This is a genomic window from Serratia sp. PL7, assembly GCF_945957435.1.
Window position 1 is genome coordinate 147,383 of record NZ_CAMFLB010000008.1, and the last position, 20,662, is coordinate 168,044.

18 protein-coding genes are annotated in these 20,662 nt (G+C 52.4%); 3 read left to right on the top strand and 15 right to left on the bottom strand.

The window, feature by feature from the left end; all coding sequences use genetic code 11:
- The 8 genes from N6G83_RS28375 to N6G83_RS28410 form a co-directional block, all read right to left on the bottom strand.
- The gene (locus N6G83_RS28375; protein WP_211135990.1) at positions 1 to 441 is read right to left on the bottom strand and encodes an ATP-binding protein; all 441 of its coding nucleotides are present in this window, start codon (positions 439 to 441) and stop codon (positions 1 to 3) included.
- Between the two features lie 28 nt (positions 442 to 469).
- Complete coding sequence (locus N6G83_RS28380) at positions 470 to 808, bottom strand: STAS domain-containing protein (RefSeq protein WP_211135989.1); 339 nt, start codon at positions 806 to 808, stop codon at positions 470 to 472.
- Positions 809 to 858: 50 nt separating this feature from the next.
- Positions 859 to 2,130, bottom strand: coding sequence for a SpoIIE family protein phosphatase (locus tag N6G83_RS28385; protein WP_211135988.1), 1,272 nt, complete (start codon positions 2,128 to 2,130; stop codon positions 859 to 861).
- Between the two features lie 68 nt (positions 2,131 to 2,198).
- On the bottom strand, positions 2,199 to 4,640 hold the full coding sequence (locus N6G83_RS28390) for a glycogen/starch/alpha-glucan phosphorylase (RefSeq protein ID WP_248006648.1): 2,442 nt from the start codon (positions 4,638 to 4,640) through the stop codon (positions 2,199 to 2,201).
- Positions 4,641 to 5,150: 510 nt separating this feature from the next.
- Positions 5,151 to 5,441 (bottom strand): heavy-metal-associated domain-containing protein, encoded by a 291-nt coding sequence (locus tag N6G83_RS28395; protein WP_202728990.1) that lies wholly within the window; start codon positions 5,439 to 5,441, stop codon positions 5,151 to 5,153.
- Positions 5,438 to 5,800, bottom strand: a complete 363-nt coding sequence (locus N6G83_RS28400; protein WP_211135987.1) for a mercuric transporter MerT family protein — start codon at positions 5,798 to 5,800, stop codon at positions 5,438 to 5,440. The genes N6G83_RS28395 and N6G83_RS28400 overlap by 4 nt, the downstream gene beginning before the upstream one ends.
- Positions 5,772 to 6,917 carry a transglutaminase family protein gene (locus N6G83_RS28405; protein ID WP_211135986.1) on the bottom strand — a complete coding sequence of 382 codons (1,146 nt, stop codon included), beginning with the start codon at positions 6,915 to 6,917 and terminating at the stop codon, positions 5,772 to 5,774. The genes N6G83_RS28400 and N6G83_RS28405 overlap by 29 nt, the downstream gene beginning before the upstream one ends.
- Positions 6,918 to 7,155: 238 nt before the next feature.
- Complete coding sequence (locus N6G83_RS28410; protein ID WP_211135985.1) at positions 7,156 to 9,060, bottom strand: methyl-accepting chemotaxis protein; 1,905 nt, start codon at positions 9,058 to 9,060, stop codon at positions 7,156 to 7,158.
- A gap of 277 nt (positions 9,061 to 9,337) precedes the next feature.
- Here N6G83_RS28410 and N6G83_RS28415 point away from each other — a divergent pair, with 277 nt between their 5' ends.
- A complete protein-coding gene (locus N6G83_RS28415) occupies positions 9,338 to 9,916 on the top strand; it encodes a YiiX family permuted papain-like enzyme (protein WP_211135993.1) in 579 nt (192 codons plus the stop codon).
- A gap of 106 nt (positions 9,917 to 10,022) precedes the next feature.
- Here N6G83_RS28415 and N6G83_RS28420 read toward each other — a convergent pair whose 3' ends face one another.
- Genes N6G83_RS28420 through N6G83_RS28435 form a run of 4 tightly spaced genes read right to left on the bottom strand, consistent with a single transcriptional unit; the run spans position 10,023 to position 13,619 of the window.
- The gene (locus tag N6G83_RS28420; RefSeq protein ID WP_248006645.1) at positions 10,023 to 11,138 is read right to left on the bottom strand and encodes an AAA family ATPase; all 1,116 of its coding nucleotides are present in this window, start codon (positions 11,136 to 11,138) and stop codon (positions 10,023 to 10,025) included.
- Positions 11,126 to 11,839 (bottom strand): RNA ligase family protein, encoded by a 714-nt coding sequence (locus N6G83_RS28425; RefSeq protein WP_211135984.1) that lies wholly within the window; start codon positions 11,837 to 11,839, stop codon positions 11,126 to 11,128. The genes N6G83_RS28420 and N6G83_RS28425 overlap by 13 nt, the downstream gene beginning before the upstream one ends.
- A gap of 50 nt (positions 11,840 to 11,889) precedes the next feature.
- Complete coding sequence (prfH, locus tag N6G83_RS28430; RefSeq protein ID WP_211135983.1) at positions 11,890 to 12,507, bottom strand: peptide chain release factor H; 618 nt, start codon at positions 12,505 to 12,507, stop codon at positions 11,890 to 11,892.
- Positions 12,507 to 13,619, bottom strand: coding sequence for an RNA ligase RtcB family protein (locus N6G83_RS28435; RefSeq protein ID WP_211135982.1), 1,113 nt, complete (start codon positions 13,617 to 13,619; stop codon positions 12,507 to 12,509). The genes prfH and N6G83_RS28435 overlap by 1 nt, the downstream gene beginning before the upstream one ends.
- Positions 13,620 to 14,044: 425 nt before the next feature.
- Here N6G83_RS28435 and hutW point away from each other — a divergent pair, with 425 nt between their 5' ends.
- The gene (gene hutW, locus N6G83_RS28440) at positions 14,045 to 15,382 is read left to right on the top strand and encodes a heme anaerobic degradation radical SAM methyltransferase ChuW/HutW (RefSeq protein WP_211135981.1); all 1,338 of its coding nucleotides are present in this window, start codon (positions 14,045 to 14,047) and stop codon (positions 15,380 to 15,382) included.
- A 12-nt stretch (positions 15,383 to 15,394) separates the two neighbouring features.
- Positions 15,395 to 16,018 (top strand): anaerobilin reductase, encoded by a 624-nt coding sequence (gene chuY, locus N6G83_RS28445; RefSeq protein WP_024528828.1) that lies wholly within the window; start codon positions 15,395 to 15,397, stop codon positions 16,016 to 16,018.
- Between the two features lie 201 nt (positions 16,019 to 16,219).
- On the opposite strand, the gene N6G83_RS28450 is transcribed toward chuY, so the two are convergent.
- The 3 genes from N6G83_RS28450 to aegA all read right to left on the bottom strand — a co-directional run bounded on the left by N6G83_RS28450 (position 16,220) and on the right by aegA (position 20,620).
- On the bottom strand, positions 16,220 to 17,851 hold the full coding sequence (locus N6G83_RS28450; RefSeq protein WP_211135980.1) for a DUF4139 domain-containing protein: 1,632 nt from the start codon (positions 17,849 to 17,851) through the stop codon (positions 16,220 to 16,222).
- A 210-nt stretch (positions 17,852 to 18,061) separates the two neighbouring features.
- Positions 18,062 to 18,589, bottom strand: a complete 528-nt coding sequence (locus N6G83_RS28455) for a 4Fe-4S dicluster domain-containing protein (protein ID WP_173409161.1) — start codon at positions 18,587 to 18,589, stop codon at positions 18,062 to 18,064.
- A gap of 21 nt (positions 18,590 to 18,610) precedes the next feature.
- On the bottom strand, positions 18,611 to 20,620 hold the full coding sequence (aegA, locus tag N6G83_RS28460) for a formate-dependent uric acid utilization protein AegA (protein WP_211135979.1): 2,010 nt from the start codon (positions 20,618 to 20,620) through the stop codon (positions 18,611 to 18,613).
- Between the last annotated feature and the right edge of the window lie 42 nt (positions 20,621 to 20,662).

The window sequence follows — 20,662 nt, forward strand, 5'->3', positions numbered from 1 at the left end:
CTACAACAGGCTCTTACTCAGCGTCAACCGATTGCGACCATTGACCGATTCATACTGCACTTTGTCCATCACGGACTGAATCAATATCAGCCCCATCCCACCTTCCGGCCAACTGGTTTGATCTAGAGGGTCTGGAGCAAGATCTGGCGGCTGCGCCCATTGATGCAAAATGTTATCCGGGATGGGTGAACCTGGATCCGACAGCGTCAGAGTCAGATGATGGCCCTCATTCGCCAAGTCAATCATGATATTCTGCGTATCGTCATAATTCACCGCATGCCTGACAATATTGGTAAATGCCTCACTCAAGGCCAAATCGAGCTGATAAACCAGGGCGGGATCCAGCGAAAACGGTTCAACAAAGCCATACAGCTCGTTGCTCAGCTGCGCGAGGCTGTTCAATGATGCCGGTAAACACAGCGTGGCGTTGGCAATTATCATATGACATTCCCTCGGCGCAAAACCAGACTCAGCGCAGCATGAGCTTCAATGCCGCAGCACGATCGCTGCCTATAATGAAAATTCGATCCATACGCGTCAGCTTGAACATATTCTGAATGTTGCTGTTCAAGGCGTAGAGTGCCAGATCCCCGCGGCCACTTAATGTCTTGAGGATGGATACCAGCGCCCCCAGGCAACTGCTGTCGATAAACTCGACATGGCTGAAATCCAGTAGGATATTGTTTTTACCCTGCTGAATAAAAGACAATATTTCCTGTTTGAATACCACCGCGACTGACGCATCAAGGCGACGGACCAGAGGAGCAATAATTTCTACGCCACTCTCAGACTGGATCTCAAAGTTCATAACGACTCCTTTTTCACAATGTCTTAGTTGTTCTGGTCTAGCGAAAGTTACTACGCGATACGATCTATTGCCATCAGCGAAATATCATCCGCAAAGGGTTGAGACGGCCTTACGGGTGTTTTTTGCACCGGCTCATCTTCATCACAGCGCCAGGCATTCAACGCATTCTCCACCCTGGCAAACACTTGCTCCTTCGCCAAATGTCGGCTTTCACTCAGTAATGTCTGTAAACGCCGATCGCCGTAGAGCTCCTGATGCTGACCTTCACATTCAACGATCCCGTCGCTGTAAAGATAGAGCCGATCCCCGATCTCCAGCATAAAATCGCTATCTTCATATTCTGCTTCCTCAAACAACCCCACAGGCATCCCCCCATCACCAACGCAAGATAACTCGCCGTCTGCGCGGATGATAAACGGCGTCGGATGCCCGGCCTGGCAAAGAGTACCCTTGCCATTACTGATATCGATGACGCCATAAATCAACGTGTAGTAACTGCTGATCTGCTCATTATCCAGGCAAAAGCGCTGATTCAGTTCCCCGACTACACGGTGGGGTGACACAGGAACCCTCTCCCCCTCGGCCGAGTGCTCCAATAACAAATGACTGCTGATCCGGCCCGCCATAAACTCACGTGAAACTGCCAGTGACAGCATGGCGGCACTTACGCCATGTCCGGCAACGTCTACGCTAAAAAAAGCGATATGGCGCTCCCCCAACGGGAAGTAGTTTAATAAATCCCCCGACACATAAGCCGAAGGTAAAAACATCCAGTCAAATTCGAACCCTGCTAACACCAGGTTATGGGCGGGTAAGAAACTGTGTTGCAGCTTGGCAGCGACTTGCAGATCGGACTCTATTTGCTGATAGGCATAAGAGAGCTTTTCATTACGTGCTGCCAGCGTGCTTTCGAGCGACAGCACACGCTCCGCCGCGTGCAACCTGGCACGCAGCTGGCTTTGATTCACCGGTTTTGATAAAAAATCATCGGCACCCGACTCCATCCCCGTCAACAGATCCTCAAGAGACTGCCGGGCCGTCACCAGAATGACATAGATGTAATGGCCAAAATCGCCACTGCGGATAGCCTGGCACAGAGCGACTCCGTCCATGACCGGCATTTCCCAGTCGCTGATGACGATATGGATCGGCCGTTGGGTTAATTTTTTCAACGCCTGCTGACCATCTTCTGCCTCACAGACGCTAAATCCCCATTTCGTCAGGGCTGCAACCATCAGATGCCGATAACTCTTTGAATCATCTACAATCAGCACGGTCACTGGCAGTGTCTCAGAAGGCTGACCGAGGGTAAGCGGTTCCATACGTCATGATCCTATGTTCAACTCAGGTTGAAGTAACCCTGAAGGAGGCCAGATCTATTGTGATCCCCTTAACAAGGGATCCCCCAGATTTCGTTAGCATACCCCTTGATAGTTCGATCGCTTGAGAAGCCCCCCATGCCAGCAATGTTCAACAGCGTCCGCTGGTGCCACAACTGGGGTTGGGAAAAATCATGCAGTGCCTGATGCTGGGCCTGGCGATAACTGTCAAAATCCAGCAAATGGCAGTAGTGATCGCCCTCTGTCAGCATGCGGTAAATCGGCTGAAAAAGTGACTTGTCCAGGTTGAAGTGGCCTGATACCAAGGCATCGACAGCCTGTCTGATTGCCGGATCATTCTGGTAGGCCTGGTTATGGGAACCCGCCTGCCGATGAGTGTTGATTTCAGCCGCATCGGCACCAAACAGATAGAAATTATCGGCCCCCACCGCGTCACGAATTTCTATATTGGCGCCGTCCATCGTGCCGATGGTCAGGGCCCCGTTCATGGCAAACTTCATGTTACTGGTGCCCGAAGCTTCTGTGCCAGCCGTTGAGATCTGTTCTGAAAGATCGGTGGCAGGAATGATATGTTCGGCCAAGGAGACCTTATAATCTTCCAGAAACAGCACGTTGAGCTGCCCTTTGACACGCGGATCGTTATTCACCGTCCTTGCCACTTCATTAATCAACTGAATAATCAGCTTGGCCATGGCATAGCCTGGCGCGGCTTTGCCTGAGAACAGGTGGACCTTTGGCTGTATCAAGGTATTGCCAGACTCAACAATCCCCAGATACAGGTGAATAACGTGCAGAATATTCAGCAATTGCCTTTTATATTCATGGATACGCTTCACCTGGCTGTCAAACAGGGATAGCGGATCGACTTTTATCCCCTGATGAGCAGTGATAAGCCGACAAAGCGCCTCTTTGTTATGCCGCTTAATGCTCTGGATCTCCTCCAGGGCTGCGCTGTCCTTGGCTAATTTTTTCAATTGCTGCAATTTATCAAGATCGGTAACCCAATCAGGGGTTAACTGGCGGGACAAAAATTCGGCCAGTTTCGGGTTGGCTTGCTGGATCCACCGCCTTGGCGTGACTCCGTTAGTTTGGTTGGTGAATTTTTCCGGGGTGATAAAATAAAAGTGAGGAACCAACTGCTGTTTAATCAGTTCGGAGTGCAATTTAGCTACGCCATTCACTTTATGGCTGCCGACAATGGCCAAATTGGCCATACGGATTTTTTTCTCAGGCCCCTCTTCAAACAACGAGAGTGAAACCAGTAACTCCGGTTTGTCTGGCCATTTCTGAGCTATCTCTGCCAGGAACCGATGGTTGATTTCGTAGATAATCTGCAGGTGGCGCGGTAACAACTTCTCAAATAGTGCAACAGGCCAGGTTTCTAACGCTTCTGGCATCAACGTGTGGTTGGTAAACGCGCACGTTTTTTGTGTGATGCTCCAGGCAATCTCCCAATCCAGGCGATACTCATCCACTAGCATACGCATCATCTCAACGATGGTCAGTGCCGGATGGGTATCATTTAACTGGATGGCAACCGCATCGGGCAATGCGGTGATGTCTTCCGAGCGCTGAGCATATTCGTGCAAAATATCGCGTAAGGTACAGGCAACCAAAAAATACTCTTGCGTCAGACGTAATTCCTTCCCTGACTGAATCTCATCGGCCGGGTAAAGTATTTTAGAGATGTTCTCTGACGCTATTTTCTGGCTAACTGCACGCAGGTAGTCACCACGGTTAAATATATGAACATCAAATGAGTCTGAAGCGCTCGCGCTGTATAAGCGCAGTTTATTTACCGTATTGCCACCATAGCCGGTGACAAAGTAGTCGTGTGGGACGCCAACAATAACCTTCCAGTCCATCCACATAGGATTGTAGTTGCCATCAATATCTTCGCTCTCTTCGATGTGGCCACCGATGGGGATTAGCATCACTTGTGAGGGGTGATCAATCAACCAGGGAGAATGGGTGCTGTGCCAGTCATCCGGTTGTTCAACCTGCTTGCCATTCTGTATGGATTGTTTAAACAGACCATACTCATATTTGATGCCATGACCTGAAGCGGCAATATCCAACGTGGCCATCGAATCGATAAAACAGGCGGCCAGTCGGCCTAATCCTCCATTGCCCAGTGCGGCATCGGGTTCCTGGATGGTAATATTCTCAAAATTAAAGCCTAATTCATTCACTGCCTGTTCTGCACAGGACAACAATCCCAGATTCATCAGGTTATTACGCAACGACTGGCCAAGTAAGAACTCCATCGACAAATAGTAAAGTCGCTTAGTTTTTGCCTCTTGCTGACAACGTTTGGTATTGAAAAAGCTATCCAGCTGGTAATCCCGCAGGGTCAAAGCCAACGCATTAAAGATATCCGCAGGGGTAGCATCCTTGAGCTCCAAACATAAGTCGTATCTCAGCTTATTGATTAAGCTACTTTTTATCTCTTCAACCCCAGGCATTTCAACACGTTTCTGTATAGTCTTCATGTTAATCCCTAAAAAAGTCAGCTATCTGAATGGTTAACTCAGATACGAGAAAATGAATAGCGGTCGGCATTTCTCTGCCAAGTGTAGACGGTTTTTCGGTTATTTGAGAGGAAATTGCCAAATATCAAGTTTAAATAATTCAAACGCCTATGCGATAGTGCTCTAGATCTGAGAACCCGCAGGGTGATACCCTGCCGTTCTTTATACCCAATTAACTTGAAGAGACTGTTTTTTTAACGCCTGAAAAGGGTTATTGAGTCGCGGAGTGTAATACAAGTGCTGAATACGTTTAAACCCACGCAACTGAGTGGGCTTTCATTTCCTACTTTTTAAATAAAATGCCCTAATTCCAGCGATACACTCCAGGTATCGGACTTTTACTTTTGGCATGACGCCCGCTGAGATCTGAGTTCGACTTAGAAGGATCAGCGCTGCCATAGCTCAGCTATCATGCCGATCCCCTCACAGCTTCGTGTACCGCGTTCACAATGGTTCAATCCTGAGTAAAAACTACGGGGCTGGCACTACGCCCTGGATTTCGCCGCTATAGCCGGTACGGGAAATCGCCGTCAGCAATAGCTGATTATCAAACCCCTCGGGCACAATCACTTCTGCCTGGTGCGTTTTCAGTGAGGCTTTGGCCTTAATCACCCCATCAGTAGAGCGCAACGCTTTATTGATGGAGATGACGCACAGTGAGCAGGTCATGGCTTTGATATCAATTGTGACTTTCTGGTTCTCTGCCCATAACCGCGGCGCAATCAACACCAGAGCCAACAGCAGAAAAATGCGCTTCTTCATTCCATCATTTCCCAAATCCAAGGTAATACATAGGGGTAGGTCATCAACGCCAACAGCAACGGTACCGACAGCCAGTAAAGCCAAATCAGTACCCGACGGCTGACGACGTTCACGCAGACCGGGCGTGGCGACAGATAAAGCCGCCAAAATCCTCGCAGCATCAATCCGATAGCCACAATAATCATGGGCCACTGTAGCCAGGATAACGCCGGGATCCCCGTCAGCCCGGCAGCCGAGATACCAAACACCAGATACAACAACGGCCCGAGACAACAGAGTGTCGATGCTGCGGCGGCAAGCAAAGCCGCCAGCAGCGTCACTACGCTGCCCTTAACGCTGTTCGACAGAGACATAGTCATAGCTGAATTCGGCCGGATCGTAGAAGTTTAACGGGTCGCCATCCACTTCAGCATAGGGGTAACCAAAGTTATTGAGGTCACCCTGCTCTGCCTCTGGCGAAAGCGCGAAATCACGGGCGTAGTTGAAACCAACCCAGTTCATTTCCCAGTTGCCGAACAGGTAATCATTGACGGCTTCAACGGCGGCATCGCCGTTTTCTTTTTTCTCGGTCAGACGCATTTTAGTGACGTCGGCCGGATCGGCTGGCAACCAGCCGAAACCTGCCAGCCAGAACATCGCCCGGCAATGCTGCCCACCGCTGACTTTTGCCACGCCTTGTTGATCAGCGCTGCCAAATGCCTTCTTCGAATAGTTCCCCAGCTTGCGGGATGCGCCGAGGCGAATACCAAACATCTCACGCGCGGGGATCCCGCTGGCACGGCACAACGCGACGAACACGGAGTTGATATCGGTACATTTGCCGCCCAGCTTACCGGCCTTAAGGATTTGCCCTACATCACCGGTCCCGCAGCCAATCACCGCATCGTCTCGATGCATATGGGTTCTTACCCATTCATGAATGAGCCGCGCCTGCTGTAAAGGCGATTTCTCGTCGCCGACGATCTTCAACGCCGTTTCTTTCACCACACCGTCTACCGGGATATGCGGGGTCGCATTCAGATAAGGTTGTATCTCTGCGGGAAACACCAGATCGGTTTGCGGGAGGTGCCATTCGGCCAGTTGGTTGCTCTTCAGGGGTTCCCAGTCCAAGGTTTCAATCAGCATTTCCACCTTGAGTTCCATCGGGCCTTTGGAGTCCGGCCAGGAAGCAAACAACGTTTTGGCTGCGTAGGTATTATTTGCCGTGAGGTAGGCCTGCTGATAGTTGCCAGAAAAAGAAATGTGCTTCAGTTGCTGAAAGGCGGTGTCCACGGGGACCGGGATCCACAGATTGGCCTTACCTTCCGAGCCTGCTGGCGCTTTCAGTTGATACGTTTGAGTCATCACAAAACGCCTTCTGCTATCCACGCAGGTTGACGCAGGGATATCCGTTTTCCGCGACTCAGACCAGACCGGGCTTATCAGCCCAAAAGAAGATAACGCAGCAGCACCCTTGAGAAAATTACGCCTTTCCATCACCGTTCCTTTTTATTGTCAGATAACGCCAAAGCCTTGCCCACCGCCTTTGGGAGGGGCGATAGTATGCACCCTCACAGCACAAAACGACATACCGCTTACACGAAAAAACATCAGGGAATATACGGTAAACGGCATGCAGGAAAGCGGAGACGTATCAAGAATAATAAAAATACGCTACGAAACGAATGATCGAGCAAGAGGCGGGATTACTCCCACCGTCCTTGCAACAAGAATATTATACGATGAACCGATTCACTAATTTGGTCATCGCTGCCGCTTGGTTATCCAGTACCTGACTGGCACTGGCCGCTTGGGAAACCAAAGCCGCATTTTGCTGTGTGACTTGTTCAAGTTGATTCAAAGCCAGATGAACCTGCCCCACCCCTAATGATTGTTCGTTGGCGGCTTGAGCGATATCGCTAACATATTGCTTCATCAGTCCTGAATTATCTGCTGCCGCCTTTAGTGCGACCCCAGAAGCCGAAACCCGGGCGACGCCTTCCGCAATTTTTTCCATATTTTGATTAACCAGCTCCCGGATCTGGCTCGCCTCTTTAGCACAACGTTGAGATAAGTTACGCACCTCACTCGCTACCACCGCAAACCCCCTTCCAGACTCGCCAGCTCGAGCAGCTTCTACCGCAGCATTGAGCGCCAATAAATTAGTCTGAAAAGAAATGTCGTCAATAGAGGCCACGATACGTGCAATCTGCTCGCTAGAATTACGGATCTCCGTCATGCTCTGGCTGGCTTCATTCGCCACGTGATTCGCCTGCATGACATCGCGCTCCATTGCCAGCGTGAGTTGTTCCGCTTCGCGGGCGTTATCTGCAGTCTGGGAGATCGCCGTGGACATTTGTTCCATACTTGCCGCAGTTTCAACGATAGATGCCGCCTGTTCATCAGTACGTTGCGCCAAATCCTGATTACCAGCGGCGATATCACTGCTTGCATGGTGAAGGATCTCTGAGCCGGATTTAATCTCTTTAACAATATGCTGAATATTTTCAATGGATTGATTATAGGCATGATTCAGTGCTGACAACTCATCACTACCCGGTACGCTGAGGCGTTGGGTCAAATCACCCTCCATTTCACCAATCGTTTTCAACGTTCCTTGCAGTTGCAGATGGATACTCCGCGCAACGACAATGGCTATCGCCAAGGCCACGGCCAGAGAAAGAAGGCTGATGCACAGAAAAGTCATCCATTCGCTACGTGCCGTACGTGACAACTCTGCCGCATGCTTTTGTAACGTGTCAGCGGTTTGATTCTCTAGTTGACGCAGCACTTCAATGCGCACAGTCTGAGCCTTAAACCAATCGGTAGGATTGACCTTGAATCCACCAGTTGCCACTTTATCGAGCGCTATCTCACGATACTTTAGGGCATCAGTTGCCGATGTAGAGCGTAATGCGCCATCAAGCGCCACCGCCTGCTCCGCGGTGCTGAAACGACGAGTCGCAGAAAGCCAGGCCTCTTGTTTTCCCACCACATCACTCAACTGGCGGAATTGCCCATCACCAAAACGATCGCTAGAGAAAACACCCGAGAGTAATGCTCGCTCTATTCCCGACTGTTCTTTCAGGTTAAGCAGGCTGTAATACGCTGACAATTCCTGGCCAATTTTGCCCGATGTCGTCAAATGCCCAATACCGCCAACAAAATCCAGCACCTGGGCGATAGTCTTGGTATAGAAACCAATAGCGTGTGGCGCCGCACTCTTTAAATTGCTGACGTTATTACGCACCTCGCTCAGTAACTGGGTTTGGTCGTTAAATAACTGAATCGCCGATGTATCAATCCCTTCCAATGCACTGCTATCCGTTTTGGATAACAGTTGGCTAAATTTCGCCATAGCCGCATCTGTCAGTTTACGTTGATCTGCTAGTTCAGTGCGAAACTGCCCACCGCCAGAGCCCAGGTAACCTGCGCTCATACCACGCTCTTTTTGCAGCTCATGCACGACATCCCCTGCACCACGCGCAATTGCCGTTAACTGAACGATGGCATCCATCTGACGTTCGGTATGGATACGGGTTTTCATACCCGACCCGGCAAACCAGCATAAAGCCAGTAGCAGTGGAAACAGAGCAATGAAAAGCTTCATTCTCATCGATATACGGTAGATCCCTAACATCCGGTTTCGTCCTATTTAGGTGACAACATCAATAGAACAGCTATCGGCCTGCTTTAAGCACCCTTTAACCACAATGATAGAATTGTTATTATTACATTGATAAATATCATTATTTTTATTAATGCATGAGGACTGCCAATACGCCCCCCAGCGTTTTTCTACCACTTCATCCTCACTTCACACAGCCCCGATAAAATCGCCAGATTCTAACTTCGAGGGATTGAACGTGATTTTTACCAAACGCCTGTGGGCAATTCTGTTTCTCACCATCGGCCTGATGACCGTGTTGGTCAGCCAAGCTCGCGAGCTACCTGCCGTGCAGGATGGTGACATCATTTTCCACACTTCCCGCTCGGCACAGAGCCTGGCGATACAGCAGGCCACCGGCTCGCGTTACAGCCACATGGGTATCATTCTGCTGCGTGATGGCAAGCCTTACGTATTTGAAGCGGTATCGACGGTGAAATACACGCCGCTGGCCGCCTGGATCGATCGGGGAGAGAAAAAGCATTTTGTCGTCAAACGTCTGAAGAACGCTGAGCAAATGATGACGCCGTCCGCGCAGCTAAAAATACGCCAGCAGGCCAAAAGCTTTGCCGGGAAGCCCTACGACATGCAGTTTTCCTGGTCAGATGAGAGGTTATATTGCTCAGAGTTGGTGTGGAAGATTTACGATCGCGCACTAGGGATACAAATCGGCAAGCTGCAAAAAGTGCGTGAATTTAACTTTGGTGCTCCTGCCGTGCAGCAGAAACTGAAGGAGCGCTACGGAACGCAAATCCCGTGGGATGAGTCGGTTATTTCGCCGAAGGCGATGTTTGAATCACCGCTGTTGGTCACGGTGATCGCGAATTAATCTACGGTGACGTCCCCCATCCACATGGATGGGGGACAACATGTGCTACATATTAGCTCAGCACCAGACGCTAGCCCCCGCGTCCTTTGGGTACACAAAAAACAGGCTAGCTTGCGTCCTGCACCCGCAACTCCACCTCATGGGCTTCATCCGCCTGCGGGATCTCCAATTTACCCAGCATCCGCGCCATTGCCTCAGCAGGTACGCTGTATTCCCGCTCGGCATTCTGCCGCTGCCACTGGGCATACGGTACTTCCAGGTAAACAATCTTCACCCTTGCGCCATAGGCGATAAACAACTCAACCAACTGGCTACGCAACTGCCGGGTAATATTGGTGGCATTCCAGACAAAAGGCTCGCCCCGCCGTAGCAGCGTTTTTGCCTGCGACTTGGCCTGCTGCACGACCCAGCCGGTCGCGTTTTTGTCGGTAGGAGACAACCGGTGTTGGCGGCGAATGTTGTCCAGGCTGATAACCTCAAACCCTGCGGCATGCTGCGCGATATAGCGATCTTTACCCATTCCCGGCAGCGCACACAGTAACGTCACCTCGCTCTGAAATTGCTCATAAGGAACAAAATCCACGCTAGCCTGCGGATGCGTCAAATAGTGGTAACGCTGGTTATCGCTAGCAAAAGGACGCGCTTGACCCCAGCATTGCTGCTCCTGACAAAACAGTTCGAACAGCTCGATGTTATCCAGCAGGCCGTTTTGGTCGTCACACTCGCGGCCCAGCACATCCGCCCGTGCCAACATCGCCAGCAACCGTGTATCCAACCTTAAAGCCGCTAATAACAGCGCCCGCTCTGGCGACGGCCGCCCCATGAGCCACAACGGCAAACCATGAAAACGTACCAAGGCGGCTACCTGTTCACGCAGTTGAAAAGGCGTAACGATATCCCGATAGAGGATCGAGCGCGTGGTCAGCTCACCGCGTTTAGCGTGATTGGGTGATGTCACTGAACCATCGTCTGCAACCCGCGTGGTACTGCGCTTTTCAACATCGTGCAGCAGCGCGGCGGCCCAAACCAGCTCCTGCTGTTGTTCTGGCAACGCCAAAAACTGCGCCGACTCGGTCAGTGCCGCCAGCACACACTGGGTATGGATTGCCACATCCCCTTCTGCATGATGGCGGGGATCTTGTGGCACTTGATGCATGTCGGCCACCCAGCGGAATTTATCCGCCAGCCTGCCCCACTGCTTGTCTTCACTTAAGCACCACATGGTTTATCCTCCTGCTGATACTCGTACGCCATACGCGCTCGTTGCCAATTCACTCTCCAGTGGCGATCGGTTTTCACATGGTTTTTACGCACGTACTTAAATACGTTATGGGAAAACTGCGCCACCGGGAATTCAGCCGCATTGCGGGTGACAATCCCTTCCATGGTGCATGGCAAGCCGGTATGTACGTCGTGCGGCGCAAAACTCCCCACGCCCCCCGCCAGCTCCAGTATTGCCGAGCGGTATTCTTGTTCCGTCTGGCGCGGCATATCCTGTACCACTTCTGGCACACAGGCAAAATCAAATAATGCCGCGTAGAACTGCACTTCTTGCCAACTCAGCCACATGTCTTTACAGCGTACGGCGAATAGATAAAAGTCCTGCTGCAAGCCACGGTATTCGATTGAATGCGTGGCATACAGGTTCTCCCCAAACAGCTCGATATCGCCCAGGTCATTTTTAATCAGTTGCCAACGCTGGCGGATCTGGCGCGTCCAGGCAGAAACCGTCGGTGCCGCATGGGAGCGTGCAAATACGCCATACCGATTCAGGCAGTTATTCTCACCATCGAGCTTTTCCGTATGGATCAGTGAGGGGATTAACCGTATGTCTTGCCAATAATGTTTATTGATCCGATCGTCACTGGTGGTGCCCGGTGAGAATGGATAATGGTACGTCCGACCATATTTATGTGTTTCCATTTCTTTTCTTCTTATAGGGTTACCGGCCTGCCCCATCAGGCCGATATTGATTAAGCAAGCGGCGTAAAGCTTTCGCCTTTAAACACCCGAACCGGTGAACCGCGCACTATTTGATGGTGAAACATCCGCCGTTCAGCACGCTGTTCGTCCAGTTGCTGTTGCTCAAGCTGTTCCAAACGGTGAGCGATCAGCAAATACGCCAAACGTTTATTGGCATGTTGGCTGCGCTCGATCTGCACTTTGACGCTAATGCCACTAGCGATATGGGTGGCGCGAATAGCCGATTCCGTTTTATTCACGTGCTGCCCACCTGGTCCGGAGGACTTCAACGTCTCAAAACGGATCTCACTCTCTTTTGGCACCGTTGCCGGAGAAAAACGCGCTGCACCAATAAACCAGTTCTTTCTGGAACGCCCAGTGCGCCACGGGCTTTCGCAAATCCACTGCAACGTCCCGCACCAGTTGGCGGCCAATGGCTCCGCCGCTTCGCCGTTAAGCGTCAATAGCACCGAACGCAACGTGCCGGGCAGGCGCCCCTCTTCCCGCTCAACCTCATGCAGTTCCACCTGCATGGCCTGAGCCTCTCTGTGGAACTGACGCAGTGCCAAACTCACCGCCAGGCAACATTCATCCGGCCCCTGGGCGGCAGAGAACTGTAATAAGATCATCACTGCCCCCCGCTGGTTTTGTAGGTCAACACTGGCTGCATACGCGCCACTAACGTGACCAATCCGGCCTGCTGCAAGGCTCCCACTACGCTATCAATCGGCTTGTAGGCTTCTGGCGCTTCCTGATAAATCAGTTGGCGATCGCGGCAAATCACTCGGCTGCCGAAGCGGGTTCTGGCCAACTGCTCGGTGCTGAAACGCGCTGATAAGCGATCTTTACACTCTGAGCGCATCCATTTGCGCCCCGCACCGTGCGCCAGCGAATACAAACTGCTGGCGGCAGGCAGCGGTTGGACGATATAGCTGTAATCACCGCGCGAACCGGGGATCACCACCAGACCGTCATCCGACGGCGTAGCCCCTTTACGGTGTAACCAGCCACTCACGCCCTCGATGGTGGCCGCCGCCAGCAGGTTATGATGGATATCCAGCAGGCAATCGCCAGCAGTGCGTAACCGCTGCAATATCCGCTGGGCAATGAGTTGACGGTTTAAGCCTGCAAAATCCAGCGCCTGTTGATGCTGTTGCAAATAATCGTTGGCCGCAACGGTATTTTCCAGTAGGCCATGATGCCCATGAGCACGCACATGCTGTTCCAGTATGAGCTGGCCCAAGCCACGCGAACCGCTGTGAACCAACAGCATCAGGCGTTTTTTATCGAGACCGGCCTGCGGCTGATATATTTCATCGATGCGTAACAGTTCAGCAAAATGATTACCGCCGCCAATGGTGCCTAATGCACGAGAATAATCGCGAAGCGCTGGCGGAATATCCCCCAACGCTTTTTCCTCTAGCGGACCGTCAATATTGCCCAGATTTTTTTCCAGCTTATCCAGCGATTGTTTCATCGCCAGCAAATCTGTTTGCCATAGCGACATACCGCAACCGATATCATTACCGATTAACGCCGGGTAGAAGCGATGTTGTGAAAAGAAAGCGGCACCGACCGGGTAACCACGGCCGGGATGCAAATCTGGCATCCCGACCACGCGCACCATATCCGGCAACTTGGCGGTAATTTCTAATTGTTGGATTGCATTTCCTTCAATCCAGGTGTGTTCCGACGCGATCAATGAAACTCGCGGCGTAACGGAGCCAATAGTATTGCTCATAACCAATCCTGATTAATATTTTATCTAATTTTTTGGATTTGGCGGGCGGTAGCCCTAGCAATACCTGGAGAACAGGAAATTATGCCTGAGGATACGACCCGCAAAGGGTAAACAGTGCTTGATAATTCATGATGTACCTCCTTTGCAAAGTGAATGAATGGGAAAACGCGGCGATAGTACATATAAACTCCAGCGTTAGCAATGCTTGTTAGCGTCAGCAACCAAAATTTAATTTTGGGCACTGAAAAGTTTGACCCAAGTCAACGTTGCATTTAATTGGCTGCTGGCCGGATAGACTCTACTGACGATTGTCAGTATATAAATGCAAATGGTAATCATTTTCAGTTAAACTATGACAGGTCTGAGTGGCTGCGCTTCCTTGCAGCCCTGTCTCCATCAGTTCTGCCCTATTGAAGGACCTTGAGTTGAAACATGACACTGAGCTGGATTTAACCCCGCATTTTGCACTGGCAGGCAATCAGCCGTTTACAGATCGTCGTGCCATGATGCCGCTGCGCGGCGCGATCCCCGTGGAAAAATCGCTGCTGGTACCCACCTGGCAAAACGTCATCGGCCAGTCCGCGCCTAGCCGCAAACGGCTGGTGTATCTACACATTCCGTTTTGTGCCACCCACTGCACCTTCTGCGGCTTTTACCAAAACCGTTTCGAGGAGGACAGGTGCACCCGCTACACCGATGCGCTGCTACGCGAGATCGAGATGGAAGCGGACAGCACACTTCATCAGTCTGCGCCAATCCATGCTGTCTATTTTGGCGGTGGAACGCCTTCGGCACTTGCCGCACAGGATCTGGCTAGCATCATCACCACACTACGCGAACGCCTGCCGCTGGCCCCAGACTGCGAAATCACCATCGAGGGCCGGGTGCTAAACTTTGACGATGAACGGATTGACGCCTGTCTGGATGCCGGAGCCAATCGCTTTTCGATTGGTATTCAGTCGTTTAATAGCAAAATCCGCAAAAAAATGGCCCGAACCTCCGACGGTGCAAGCGCCATTGCGTTTATGGAAGGGCTAGTTCGTCGCGACCGTGCTGCCGTAGTGTGCGATTTGCTATTTGGCTTACCCGGTCAGGATGCGAAACTTTGGGGCGAAGACCTGGCGATTGCCCGCGATATCGGCCTGGACGGTGTCGATCTCTACGCCCTTAATCTGCTGCCCAATACGCCTCTGGGTAAGGCTGTGGAAACTGGCCGCACCTCCGTTCCCTCACCTGCCGAGCGGCGCGATCTCTATTTGCAAGGCTGCGATTTCATGGATCAGGCAGGCTGGCGCTGTATCAGCAATAGCCACTGGGCGCGCACCACGCGAGAGCGCAATTTGTACAACCTGCTAATTAAGCAAGGTGCAGACTGTCTGGCCTTTGGCTCCGGCGCGGGGGGCTCGGTCAACGGCTATTCCTGGATGATTGAGCGCAACCTCACTAGCTGGCACGACGCTATCGCCGCGGGTCGCAAACCACTGATGATGATGATGCGTACCTCAGGTAACCGAAGCCAGTGGCGTCAACCGTTACAGGCTGGCGTGGAAAACGCGCGCATTCCGCTTGATGAACTGACGCCTCATGCGGAAAAGCTGAAGCCGCTGCTCGCACAGTGGCATCGGGCGGGATTAACCCGCGACGCCTCAACCTGCCTGCGCCTGACCAACGAAGGGCGCTTCTGGGCAAGCAATATTCTGCAGTCTCTTGATGAGCTGCTCCAACAACTGGATCTGCCGCGTATTACGGTAGCTACCCTCTAACAGGAGTGAACGATGAAACCATGGTTGATTTTTGGCGCTGGTGGCAAGGGGGTTGGCGCGCTAACCCTGGAACTTGCGCTGGCGGAACAGCATCCGGTGGTTGCGGTGGTACGTAATCCTGATGCCGCTGCTCGCCTGCGGGAGAAAGGCGTACAGGTTTATCTCGGTGACGCTTGTGATGCCATTGCGGTCACTCGCGCTTGCGAAGCTGCTGGTACCAGCGCAACGATCATCTCTTCAATGGGAGGCGCACAGGATTATCTGGCCCACCGGACAGTGATAGATACGGCGGAAAAGTGTGGGATATCGCGCATGATCCTCGTCACCTCGTTGGGCTGTGGCGACGGTTGGCCGTTTCTGTCACCACGCGCCAAAGCGGGCTTTGGCCAGGCGGTACGTGAAAAATCACTGGCGGAAAGTTGGTTACAGACCAGCGCGCTGGATCACGCCATCTTGCGCCCCGGCGGGCTGCTGAACGGCAATGCTACCGGCAAGGCAAAACGCTTTCAGGGGCAAGAAGTTCATGGATTTGTGATGCGGGCGGACGTTGCTGCACACGTCTATCAGTTGGCGAATAGCGCAACGCTCAACCAGCAGGTTTACAGCCTGGTCGAACCGGGTCTTAAACCGGCGTAATTCCCAACGCAAGTTGATGTCCAAGGGCATTAGGTGGCTAATTTTCCCCTCACCCCAACCCTCTCCCAAAGGGCGAGGGAGCTGGTACGGAGCCGTTTTCAGGTGCAAGAGTCGTCCTCTAGCCAAACTGATATTGAGGGCGACTGCAATAGCCTTGATGTGGCACGTTCAGTCCCCTCTCTTTTTGGGTGAGGGCAATAATTATAAATTGCTAACGCGCTTATCCTTTGGATATTTCACCGTATAAGACAGGGTGAACTTCTCGGACTGATTCGCAGGTAAATCCAGTGTCCACTGCACGTTACCGGTGTCTTTATCGTAGCTGGCACCGTCGTACTTCAGCCCATCGATAGTAATTGCCGAATCACGACTCAACGGCATTTGTTCCATCACCACCAGCTTAATCGGCTCTTTACGGGTATTTTTCACGCTGGTGACAAAGGAGTACTGTTGGCTTACCGAATTGCCAAAAAACTCCGCCTTCGAGGTCAGCTGCTTGCCGTTTTCGCGGTTAACGATAACCTTTTTGTCCCGGCCTAATGAAAGATCCAGCGTCTCTTTGGCCTCGGCGATGTTGATATCCCCCTGGCCGACAAATGACCCCTCGAAGAAAATACTGGACTTGCCCGGTAACAAATTAAGCTGCTCCCAGTCTTTTAACTGTACCTGCAAGAAAGCATCCGGTTCGATTTTCGGCACCACCACGTAGCGATAGTCGCCCTGAACGTCCACATCCTTGATGGTGACCGAATGCCCTTTGCCATCGGAAGCAATGTTATAAAGCAGGGAAATGCTAAAGCGGGTATTCACACCGCCAGCGTCGGTGACCACATAGTCAGAGAGGGAGCGTTTAGCTCTGGAGGCCATTGCGCCATCAAGCTCTTGAGCATTCGCGCCAGCGGCCATCTCAGCAACGGGAGCCGGTGCCGGTCTGGGTATCGACATTGCCATCTTGGAACTTGAGTAGTCCTGATAAAAATCGAGATACCAAGGTTGCAACTTCGGCGCCTGCGCCCCTTCGCTTGGGTTGCCGCTAGAAAGCGTCAGGTTGACCTTATCCCAATTGATGCCGCTGTTCTGAAACACATTGGCCTTGTAGCTCAGCTTGACCGGCTGGGTAATGCTGTTGACCCGCACATCGTAAGTCGGCACCCAGCCTGCATCCGGGATCACATAAGACAGCTTAACGTTACTGGTCACCGCTTTCGCAGTGTAAAACTTCACCACCACCTGATTCACCGTTTGGCCAGTCTTCTGCTGAGCCTCGTCCAACTGGCTTTTCAGCTTTTCGATATTCTTGTCAATCGCGGCGATCTTCTCTTTAAGCTCGATATCCGCCAGCAGCACTTCACTCATGCGACGGCTGACCAGTTCAAGCATCTGATTAACCTGCTCAACGGAAGCGCCCTCTTTCTCCGAACCCAGCGCCCGGTTACTTTCCAGCACCGCCAGCTGCGCCTGGATCACTTCCCGCTGCACGTTCAATTTGCTTTGCTCGCGTACCTCATCATCAATCTGCTTGGTTAATTGCTCCACTTCAGGCGACACATGTTCGGTAAGAAAATCACGTTTTATGCTGAAAGATTGCACGACCACGCCGTTATCGGCATCAAGCATCAGGCTCTGTTCGTTCAGCCCGCTGGCAATATTGGTAAAGACGACTTCGCTTTCCCCCGCCGGTAGCGTCACTTTGCTGCTGTTGAATAGCTCGGCACCACGAATAAAGACCGTCACATCGTTGAGCGTGACGTCTTGCGCCTGCGCCACACCGGAATAGGCTAACAGTACCGATGCCGCCAACAGCGTGGTTTTAAATCCTGGGAAAAGAGCCATCGTCATTTATCCTTAACAAAGAGGTTCCGTGCAGAATATCGACGAATTATAGCATGCAGCATGGTGGTAATATTTCCGAAAGATCATCACGTTCAAAGGCAAAGCAGCGATATTCGTTTCATTTAGAAACGTCGAGGGGAATTGATATTGAGAGAAAACCCATTCCACGCGGTTATCACGCAGAATGGGTTGTAGGAGGTAATGGATAATTTACCGCAGGTTCGGCGCAGAACCACGGGCCGCGCGCTGTTGCTTTTCCAACTGCATGGCTTGCAGGTCTGCTGGCCGGATAAGGGTTAACGCCGCCGTTGGGCACACCTCAACACAGGCTGGCCCCGCTTCGCGCCCCTGACACAGATCGCATTTATTCGCCTGGGCCCGTTGGTACGCGACACCATTGCTGCCATAACCCTGATTGACCACCACCTCCATCGCGCCATAAGGGCAAGCCACCATGCAGGTCTTGCAGCCAATGCAGCGCGACTGGAGCACCTGCACGCTGCCATCCTGGTTATAGATGGCCTCGTTTGGGCAGGCGTTCAGGCAAGGGGCATTTTCACACTGGCGGCACAGCATCGGTACGCTGACGCTAAGCGTTTTCATCACCCGTAAGCGAGGATTGAAGTTTTCCGCCGTCATCGGCAACGGATTATCCCCCAGATGCGCCATCACGCAGGCAATCTCGCAGGTGCGGCAGCCAATGCACTGTTTCATATCGGCAATGACAAACTGATTCATACCGTCTCTCCTTGAGCTGCGCTATAGCACATTGAGGTAATAGCCGATGCTTTCCGCCGCCTTGCGCCCTTCGGCAATGGCGGTCACGATCAGATCGGCGCCGCGCACGATGTCACCACCGGCGAAAATCTTGCGGTTACTGGTTTGGTACGGATAACCCGCCACCGTTGGCGCCACCACGCGCCCTTGCCTGTCCAGCATGACGTTATGTTCTGCCAACCAGCCCATACGATGCGGGCTAAAGCCAAAGGCCATGATCACCGCATCCGCCGGTACGATATGCTCGGAGCCCTCAACAGGTACCGCCTGCCGCCGGCCCTGGCTGTCTGGAGCCCCCATTTCGGTTCGCCGCATTTGAATGCCGCTGACCTTACCCTCCTCATCGATCACGATGCTGAGCGGTTGCAGGTTGAACATGAATTCTGCGCCCTCTTCCCGCGCATTTTTCACTTCCTTTTTCGAACCCGGCATACTCTTTTCATCACGCCGATAGGCACAAATCACCTGCTCAGCACCGTGACGTACTGAGGTTCGGACGCAGTCCATAGCGGTATCACCGCCCCCCAGTACGATCACCCGCTTGCCCGCCATATTGACGTAAGGGCTTTTCGGATTTTCGGCATAACCCATCAGCTGTTGGGTGTTGGCAATCAAGAATGGCAAGGCGTCATACACTCCCGGCGCACCTTCATTTTCCAGGCCGGAACGCATCGATTTATAGGTCCCCACGCCAAGGAACAGCGCGTCGTAATCATTGAGCAGGGTTTCCATCGAGATATCTTTGCCAATCTCGGTATTCAAGCGGAATTCCACCCCCATATCGCTGAAGATCTCACGCCTTCTGGCCATCACGTCCTTTTTCAGCTTGAACGCCGGAATGCCGAAGGTCAGCAACCCGCCAATTTCGGGATAGCGATCAAATACGACCGGTTTGATGCCATGGCGCACCAGGATATCGGCACAGCCCAGCCCAGCTGGACCCGCGCCAATAATGGCAACGCGCTTGCCGCTGTCTTTCACCGCCGACATATCGGGCCGCCAGCCCATTTCAAAGGCCGTTTCGGTGATGTAGCGCTCAATGTTGCCGATGGTGACGGCTCCCCCATGCTCATTGAGCGTACAGGATTGCTCGCACAGTCGGTCCTGTGGGCATACCCTGCCGCACACTTCCGGCAGGCTGCTGGTTTGGTGTGATAGCTCCGCCGCTTCCCAGATGCGCCCCTGGCTGGCCAGCTTGATCCACTGCGGGATCTGGTTATGCAGCGGGCAGGTCCAGGAGCAGATACTCTGCTTGCCGCAGCTCAGGCAGCGTTCGGCCTGCTGCTGGATCTGCTGCTCATTAAAGGGTTGGTAGATTTCGGCAAAGCTGGTTTTGCGCAGCTCTAGCGGGATTTTACTGGCTTCCAGACGAGGTGCCCGAGGCTGTTGCAGCAGATTACGGATCGGTGTTGATTTCTTCGGGGCTTTCGCTTCTGGGCTTTGATTAGCGGCACTGCCAAACAGTTGGCTATGGTGATCGCGCGCCGCAGCACGTAGCCGCTTTTCTCGCTGCTGGTCCAGCAACGTTTGGTTGTCCACCAGGCTTAGTGCATGAGTTGGGCAGGCGCGTATGCAAGCAGGCTCATGGTTCAGCTCGCTGCACAGGTCGCATTTCTGTGCCTCAACCTTCTGGTAGCTGTCTGCCAGGCGATGATTGGCGGGCTGCACCGTTTCGGTCACCACCGTCATCATGCCAAACGGACAAGCGACCGCGCAGGCTTTGCAGCCGATGCATTTCTCCTGGCTGACCTGAATGCTGCTATCACTCTGTTCAATGGCCCCGGTAGGACAAACATTGGCACAGGGCGCATCTTCACAATGGTGGCAGAACACGGCCGTATTACCATGGGTGCCCTGAATGACCTTGACTCTTGGGGTAAAATATTCGCGCTTGCTTGGGTATGCCCCTTGATGATGCGCAGTCACGCAGGCGACCTCGCAACTCCGGCAGCCAATGCAGGCTTCTGATTCCGCAACGATAAATTGATTCATAGGTATCCTTTCCGAACAGGCTGACTGAAAAAACACGCTTTC